Source organism: uncultured Campylobacter sp. (assembly GCF_938018035.1).
Taxonomy (GTDB): domain Bacteria; phylum Campylobacterota; class Campylobacteria; order Campylobacterales; family Campylobacteraceae; genus Campylobacter_B.
Map to the genome: position 1 here is coordinate 1 of NZ_CALIJF010000377.1, position 7,726 is coordinate 7,726.

Consider the following 7,726-nt stretch of genomic DNA (forward strand, 5'->3'; position numbering starts at 1 on the left):
CAGGATTCTTTATATATTTCCGACTCTCGCAAAATAAGATCGTCTTTGCATGTATCGCAAGCTTTTTTAAAGTACTGCGCGGCTTTGCTTTTATCGTTAGCATTGTAGTTAAATGCCGCAAAATTGAAGCAACTCATTAGCTCGCCTGCTAAATCGCAACCTTTTTTATCATAAACCGCCGCTTTTGTTTTATCCATTGCTACGCCGTCCCCGTTACCGTACATATCCGCTAGCATACCGCACGCTACTCCGTCTCCTCCGTCGCAAGCTTTTTCAAACAGTTTAAACGACGTAGCATTGTCTTCGCATAATAAGCCAGCTTTGTAGCAAGACTCCATATTGCCGTCATTGCACTCCTTTTCGAACTTTTCAAACTCGGACGCTCCTAACGCAAAGCAGGCGATAAGCGCCAACGCAAATAGTGATTTTTTCATTTAGTATCCTTTCTGGGTAAAATTTGGCTAATTTTACCCCCCTCCCCTCCCCTAAAAAATTGATTAAATTTATTCCAAATTTTAACGAGGCGGCGAGAATTTAACGGCCGCGGATCCACTAAGCCCGCTCAAAATTTAAATTTTACCTGGATTGAGCTATAATCGCGCATTAAATTTAACCTTGGATAAAGATTTGAAAATAGCGTTTTTTGACTCGGGTATCGGCGGACTAAGCGTGCTAGCCGAGGCTTTGCGGCGGTTTAGAGGGGCGGAGTTTTTGTATTTTGCCGACGAGGATCACGTCCCATACGGCACGAAAAGTAGGGCCCAGATCGTGCGGCTAAGCCTTGATGCGGTCGGGTTTTTGGTCTCGCGCGGTGCGGACGGGGTCGTCGTTGCTTGCAACACCGCCACGAGCGCGGCTATCTCGGAGCTTCGCGGCGCATTTAGCGTGCCTGTGATCGGCATGGAGCCCGCCGTCAAGCTCGCCGCGGACAGCTTCGGCTCGCGCCCGACGCTGCTCATCGCCACGCCGCTAACGATCGCGGGTGAGAAGCTCGCACGCCTCGTTGGGCGGCTGGAGTGCGAGACGTGGAGTCTGCCGCTGCCTCGCCTCGTGGAGTTTGCGCAGGATTTGGAGTTTGACTCGCCTGCGGTTCGGGCGTATCTGAGCGAGGAGCTAGCTAAATTTGAGCTTGAGCGCCTCGGTTCGCTCGTGCTTGGTTGCACGCATTTTAACTATTTCAAGGACGTTTTGCGCGAAATTTTACCTCCGCACGTGCGTATCATCGACGGTATCGACGGCACGCTAAACCGCCTTGCAAGCGAGCTGGGCGGGTGGCTAAAACTCGCGTGCGGCGAGGATTTGCCCTCGCGTGCAGCTAAATTTAACGCGGACGGCGAGAGCATAAAAGGCAAGAACAAGCGGGGCGTAGAAGGTCGCGATAATAGCGGCGGTGGGCGCGACACAGAAAGTTGCGGCGAGAGCAAGCCCGATATGATAGAGCAAGGTATGAGCGGACTTCGTGCAGTGTCGTGCGGCGCCAGAGAAAACGGCGCAGTGGGGTATGATGAGTTTTCTAACGCGGATGAGCGCGGCTTCGGCATGGATACTTCGCGCGACGTAAAATCGCAGGTTTGTGCGGATAAATTTGACGCAGACGGTGATATAAAATTTAGCGCAAATTCGCAAACGGGCGAACTTGATGCCCGCGAGCGCGACGGCAGGCTGGCAGGCGATGCGCACAGCGTAGAGCAGTGCGACGAAGACAAATGCCGCATGTCGCCACGCGCCGTAGCTGCGAATTCGCAGCTCAAGCTTTATTCTCGAGGTGGCGCGGATTTGTCCTTGGAATTTGAGCCGCGAAGCGAAGAGGCGGGTATTTCACGAGTGAATTATCCAAACGGCAACAGCGTGGAGTATTTTTATTCGGGCAGGGCGCTAGATGCGGCACAGCTGTGCAAGGTGGAAATATTTTTAAAGCGGCTCGATGCGATGCGAGCAATCGACTAGGCTACGCGCCTGTGAGCCGCAGCGTGGGTTAAAATTTTATCGCATCGCGGATCACACCATGCGACTTAAAATTTAGATACGTAGTGGATCGCTCTGCGCAAGTTGAAATTTTGATACGCTATAAATCGCAACGCAAATTAAAATTTTGACGTGTCGTAATGCAGACTAAAATTTCGGCGGGCTAAATTCGCCGTTTCGTAAATCGCGCCGCATAGATTAAAATTCCGGCGCGCTAAAATTTAACTCGGCTCGGCGATTTAGAAGCAGCTTCGCGACGGCATACGAGCAATGGCGCCTAGCCGTCGTCCAGTGCGCAAAAGTTAAAATTTTACGGGGCAAATGCTGCCTTCCGCCGCCCAGCACGTAAATTTAAGATTTAACGCACAACGCCGCCGTACGACTTGAAACAATATAGCGTGAGAAAGACGCCGTCGCTTCTTTAAATTTAATAGCGTAAGTCGAGATTGCTGTATGTGAGGAATTCCTCGCGCCGCACGAACTATTGCCGCGGATTTGAAATTTTAAATTTAAACCAGGGCTCGGATAAAGCGCGCGAAGTTAAATTTAGTGCGCCGCGCAAACCGCCGCCGAGAGAAATTTAGACTAGCCGCGCGGTGTAAATTTTAAAATGATTAAATTTCAAGGTGCCGCGAAGCCTGCAACTCTTTTCTGCGGTAGCCAAAAGCTCGCAGGCTTTAAAATTTGAAATTCCAAAATCCGTAAAGCAAGATTTCGCGCCGTATCATTTCGCGAGCAAGATTTATACCGCAAAATTCAGCGCCGCGCAGGGTAAATTTACCCTGCACCGAAGGCGCAGAGTGAATTTAGAATGTATTAAGAGTTTAAAATTTGATTTATTCTATTTTAAAAGGAGTATTTGATCTTCTTATAAAAGAAGCGTCATAAGCATGTATCAAATTGACGGCTTCGACACTATTTGGATCTGCGGGTTCTTTGTCTTTATATTTTTCTATGATAGCCTTAGCTTCGTCCCAATGCTCTAGGTAGTAATCAACAGTATACGCCATACTTTTTTCCTCTACGACCGTTTTAGCGTTCACGCAATTTTTATATGAGTTGCTTCCATCTTTAAGGGTATTGAAATCACACTTTGCGTAAACCTCTTTAGCCTCATTTAGATGAATATCGTAATATTCCTTGGTCTTTACCTCAGTATCGTCACCGCAACCTACCAATAAAGCAGCTAACACCCCCCCCAGAGGAACATTTTGGGATTTTTCATTTCATTCTCCTTGTTTGAAATTTATCGGTATTTTACTACCCGTTTACTTTAAAAATTTTAAATTGCGGGCGCACGCGCCGTTTTAACGCGGCTCATTAAAATTCTGCTTTTAAAATTTGCTCGCACTTTTTGAAATTTTGTTTTAAAATTTTACTAGCGCGACGGAATTTTGCGGAGTGAAATTTCGCGAGGCAGATGAGAATTTCGCCCAGCAGAATTCCGCATCGCTGTGGAATTCAAAATTTAAAAGCAAATTTAAAATTTGCGGGAGCTACTCCTCTATCTTTTTACCTGCGAACCGCACGAGAGCCCACGTAACGGCAAGCCCCATCGGTAGCGCGATCCAGACGCTAAGTCCTAGCGCTACGGGCAGATAACCCACTACGGTGGCGACCGCGCCGACGGATAGAGCGTAAGGCATCTGCGTCTTTACGTGCTCGATATGATCGCAGCCCGCGCCCATCGACGAAAGGATCGTGGTGTCCGAAATCGGCGAGCAATGATCGCCGAAAATCGCGCCGGTTAGCACGCCCGAGATATTTACGATCATATAGGCGTGAAGCGCATCGCCCGAAAGCCCGTAGTGAAGTCCCACAGCGTTTGCCAAAGGTATGGCTAGCGGCATTAGAATTCCCATCGTGCCGTAGCTCGTGCCCGTCGAAAAGCTAATGAACGAGCCCAGCACGAAAATCGCTACCGGAAGCAAGAATTTCGGCGTGTTTTGACTTAGCATATCGACCAGATAGCGCGACGTGCCGAGCTCTTTGATGACGGAGCTGAGCGACCATGCAAGCAGCAAGATCACGATCGTGACGATCATCGTCTTCCACCCCTTGATCCACGTAGAGATCGCCTCTCTGACGTTAAAAATTTTGCGGTAAACGCTCATAAATATAGACACGACCGTAGCAAGAAGCGCCGCTTGAAAAAGCGCGACCGACGAGTTTGCGTTGCCGAACGTCGCCTGAAGCGTCGCAAAGCTTAGCGGAGCGGCTTTTGCGGCTGCGAGAGCATCGCCCTCAAGCTTGCTTAGCCCGCTAAAATAAAAGCTCGCAAATGCGCCGCAGATTAGCACTATAAGCGGGATGACGGCGTTTGAAGCTTGCGGCTTGATCCCCTCTTTGGGCTCTAGCGTTTTATCTTCGAGCTCGGCAATGTTGGAGTTTTTAGAATGAATTTCGCCGGTCGCTGCGCGCCTTTCGGCAGAGAGCATCGGCCCGAAATCCCTACGCATGAACGCCACGTAAACCACGAAAGCAAGCATAAAAAGATTATAGAAGCGATACGGCATGGTTTGCACGAAGATCGAGAAGGCGTTTACGTTTTGCACGCCGATCTGATCATATCCCGCTCTTATCAGAGAGACTTCGAGCCCTACCCAGGTAGAAATTAGCGCGATGCCTGCAATCGGCGCGGCGGTAGCGTCGATGATAAAGGCGAGCTTTTCGCGGCTGACCTTAAATTTATCGGTGATCGGCCGCATGACGGGGCCTACGAGCAAGGCGTTTGCATAATCGTCGAAAAATACGAAAAGGCCCATAAACCATGTCGAAATTTGCGCCGAGATACCCGTTTTAGCGCGCTTGCTGATCCAAAGCGCCACGGCTTTCGTGCCGCCCGTCCTGCTAATCAGCGCGACTACGCCGCCGATACAAAGCACCTGCAAAAGTACGCCCGCGTTGCCTTTGCTAGCCATCGAGCCCACCACGCGCGCGACCAGATCGGTAAAGCTGCCCACAAGCGCGGAGATCGGATTGTCGTTAACGACTGCTAGCATATAGGTGCCGCTAAAAACGCCGATGAAAAGCGATAAAATCACCTCTTTGGTGATAAAGGCAAGCGCGATCGCCACGACGGGCGGCACCAGCGTCCAGATGCCGAAAAGCTCGGCATTATGCTGTCTGGTCGCGTCATCCACCGCAAATGCGGCAACCGATAAAAACATTAGTAATATAATTTTTTTCATTTTCTCGCCTTAGAATTTAATGCTTTTCGATAAAAAGCCCAGCCCAGCTCTGCTGCGTCGCCATCGCCTCTACGACGTTGATATTGACTCGGTGCGGCATCGCTAGGCAGCTTAGCACGATCTGCGCGATATCCTCGGGCAGGATCGCATCGACCCCCTCATACACGGCCGCAGCGCGCGCTAGATCGCCTTTAAAGCGCACCTCGCTAAACTCGCTCTTGCAGATGCCGGGCGCGATCTCCGTCACGCGGATGCCCGTGCCGCGCAGGTCGTTGCGGATATTGCGGCTAAACTGCTTGATAAACGCCTTGCTCGCGCCGTAAACGTGGCTACCAGCATAGGGCCACGCGCCCGCAGTCGAGCCGAGGTTGAAGATATAGCCGCTTTTGCGCGCGATCATCAGCGGCAGCACCGCCTTGGTCGAATACAGCACGCCTTTGATATTCGTATCGACCATCGTCTCCAAATCCTCTACGGGCGTCTGCGCGATCCCCTCAAGCCCGAGCGCGAGCCCTGCATTATTTACGAGAACCTCGACGTCTTTGAAATTTTCAGGCAACGCACTCACGGCGTCAAACACCGCAGCTTTATCGCGAATGTCCGCGGCGATAATGTGCGTATTGCCTAGCTCGCTGGCTAGCTTCTGTAGCCGCTCCTTGCGACGTCCAAGCGCAACGATCTTATAACCCTGCGCGCTAAGCGCCCTGGCGATCGCCTCTCCAAAGCCGCTCGTAGCGCCCGTGATGAATGCCGTATTTTTCATATGATCCCCTTTGCGTAAAATTTTAAATTTAGCGCAATGATAACGCAAAACGGATTTAGAATTTATGAAATTTACTCTTGCGGCACGGGCGCGGATGAAATAATGCGAAGACATTAGCGGGTTCTCTTGCGCGCACGAACTCGCGATAGGCAGCGGATTCGGCAAGCGCACGGGCTAAATTAAAATTTTGCGTCGTTTGTTTGTCGCGGTTTGCTATAATTACTTAAATTTAGGGAAAGGCAAATGAGCAAATTTATACGATTTATCCTCGTTAGTATCTGTGTTTGCGCCACTTATGCGGGTCTGAAATATGCTTTTATACTCTTTATCACGTGGCTCATGTTTAGTGGGATATATTTTGACGGGCCGGGTGCACTGCTCGGCATACCGCTCACCTTTTTAAGCTCGTCGGTTATATTTGATTATTATTGTATTGCGCTGGGCTCTCATCTGCTCTTTTTATCGCTACTTAAAGGGCGCGACGTGAAAACGCGGTGGATTTTACCTTTATTTTTTCTCATAACGCTCGCGTTTTGTAGTTTTTGCGTCTTAATCGGGCACGAAGATTATCAGCGCATAAACGCGCTTTTTGCACTCTTGCTTATCTCTCCCTTTACGCTCATCGCATACGCCATCGTTACGACCGTAATCCTGCCAAAAATAAAATTTTGGATTATTATCCGATCTTAGTCGCGATAATTTTTGTGCCTATTCATGCCGCTAGCATAGGGATATGGGGATTAGAACGGATATATTTTGGAGTATTTCTAAACGCGACGATACTGGGGATTTTTTATTTCACGGCGAAAATCGGGCGCGTAAATTTGATCGCACATATACCCGTACCCGACAAAACGCAAAATTCTAAAGACCGCGTTATCAAAACGATACAAAGCAGCGCGGCATTTTTAAACAACCATATTTTGAAGAAGCGCTAAATTTTATCCTTTTTAGGAATTCTAAATAACGCTTTCGTCGCACGCTACAAGCTTATCTGCTTCCCGATAGATCTGTGCTTTACCGACAAAACCTTCAAAAACTGCGCCGTTTTGCCTCTTGATACATTGATGTCGCTATTTGATCAAATTTAGATCCAGCGTGATCTTATCGTTTTTGATCACGCTTATACCCTTGTTTAGCACGTTTTACGCGATCTGCTTAGCCTCAGCTAGCGAGTGCATCGCGAAAGTGCCGCACTAAAATTTATTCAGCTCAGCGATGTCCTCTTGAGAGTACGCCTAAAATATTTTTATGCTTACGCTTCGCGCCGTCGTGATGTTAATATTTGGTTTTAATAGCAACTAGCTCCAATAAAATTTCATCTGTCACGCACAAGGTCTTTTGCGTTTTTCAATTTAAAATTTGAGTTGTGAGAATTCCATTCATCGTTTACGGATACTCAGAATAAATATTGTGGCTATTTTATATGTGTAGAGTAAGATAAAATTTGTAGTTCTCAAGCGCAGCAAAATCAGCACGCCCCGTTTTACAAATGCAAAATAAGGCGCGCTGGAATCGGCCTTCACTTGAAATTTTATTTAAAAAGCAAATCGGATTTTAGCTTGAAATAAACCTGCTCACCTTTTAGTTCGCGGACGATTTGCAGTGCGAATTCCATCGCAGTAGCGGGGCCTTTCGAAGTCATTATATTTTGATCTTTTACGACATTCGCCGTATTTGTATAGCCTGGGTGAGCGATCTGACTTTCAAAACCCGGATAACAAGTATAAGAGCTTTTTAGCACACCCGCGGTAGCTAGCGCCCATGGAGCGGCACATATTGCGCCGATTTTTGCGTTATTTGCATC

The 7,726-nt window shown here is 48.6% G+C and carries 8 protein-coding genes; 3 read left to right on the top strand and 5 right to left on the bottom strand.

Going from position 1 to position 7,726, the window contains the following annotated elements; genetic code table 11:
- Positions 1 to 434, bottom strand: a 434-nt coding sequence (locus tag Q0257_RS11380) for a hypothetical protein (protein ID WP_298024902.1), incomplete at its 3' end; no start/stop codon positions are given.
- A 193-nt stretch (positions 435 to 627) separates the two neighbouring features.
- Between Q0257_RS11380 and murI the strand changes: the two genes are divergently transcribed.
- A complete protein-coding gene (gene murI / locus Q0257_RS11385; protein ID WP_298024904.1) occupies positions 628 to 1,947 on the top strand; it encodes a glutamate racemase in 1,320 nt (439 codons plus the stop codon).
- Positions 1,948 to 2,801: 854 nt separating this feature from the next.
- Here the strand turns inward: murI and Q0257_RS11390 are convergent.
- The 3 genes from Q0257_RS11390 to Q0257_RS11400 form a co-directional block, all read right to left on the bottom strand.
- A complete protein-coding gene (locus tag Q0257_RS11390; RefSeq protein ID WP_298024906.1) occupies positions 2,802 to 3,143 on the bottom strand; it encodes a hypothetical protein in 342 nt (113 codons plus the stop codon).
- A 318-nt stretch (positions 3,144 to 3,461) separates the two neighbouring features.
- Entirely contained in the window at positions 3,462 to 5,156 is a 1,695-nt protein-coding gene (locus Q0257_RS11395; protein WP_298024908.1) for a Na+/H+ antiporter NhaC family protein, read from the bottom strand.
- 16 nt (positions 5,157 to 5,172) lie between these two features.
- Positions 5,173 to 5,919: an SDR family NAD(P)-dependent oxidoreductase gene (locus Q0257_RS11400; RefSeq protein ID WP_298024910.1), complete on the bottom strand. Its 747-nt coding sequence runs from the start codon at positions 5,917 to 5,919 to the stop codon at positions 5,173 to 5,175.
- A 243-nt stretch (positions 5,920 to 6,162) separates the two neighbouring features.
- Here Q0257_RS11400 and Q0257_RS11405 point away from each other — a divergent pair, with 243 nt between their 5' ends.
- Complete coding sequence (locus Q0257_RS11405) at positions 6,163 to 6,609, top strand: hypothetical protein (RefSeq protein WP_298024912.1); 447 nt, start codon at positions 6,163 to 6,165, stop codon at positions 6,607 to 6,609.
- Positions 6,610 to 6,623: 14 nt separating this feature from the next.
- Positions 6,624 to 6,857, top strand: a complete 234-nt coding sequence (locus tag Q0257_RS11410) for a hypothetical protein (protein ID WP_298024914.1) — start codon at positions 6,624 to 6,626, stop codon at positions 6,855 to 6,857.
- A gap of 596 nt (positions 6,858 to 7,453) precedes the next feature.
- Here Q0257_RS11410 and Q0257_RS11415 read toward each other — a convergent pair.
- A partial coding sequence (locus Q0257_RS11415; RefSeq protein ID WP_298024916.1) for a DJ-1/PfpI family protein occupies positions 7,454 to 7,726 on the bottom strand: 273 nt, incomplete at its 5' end.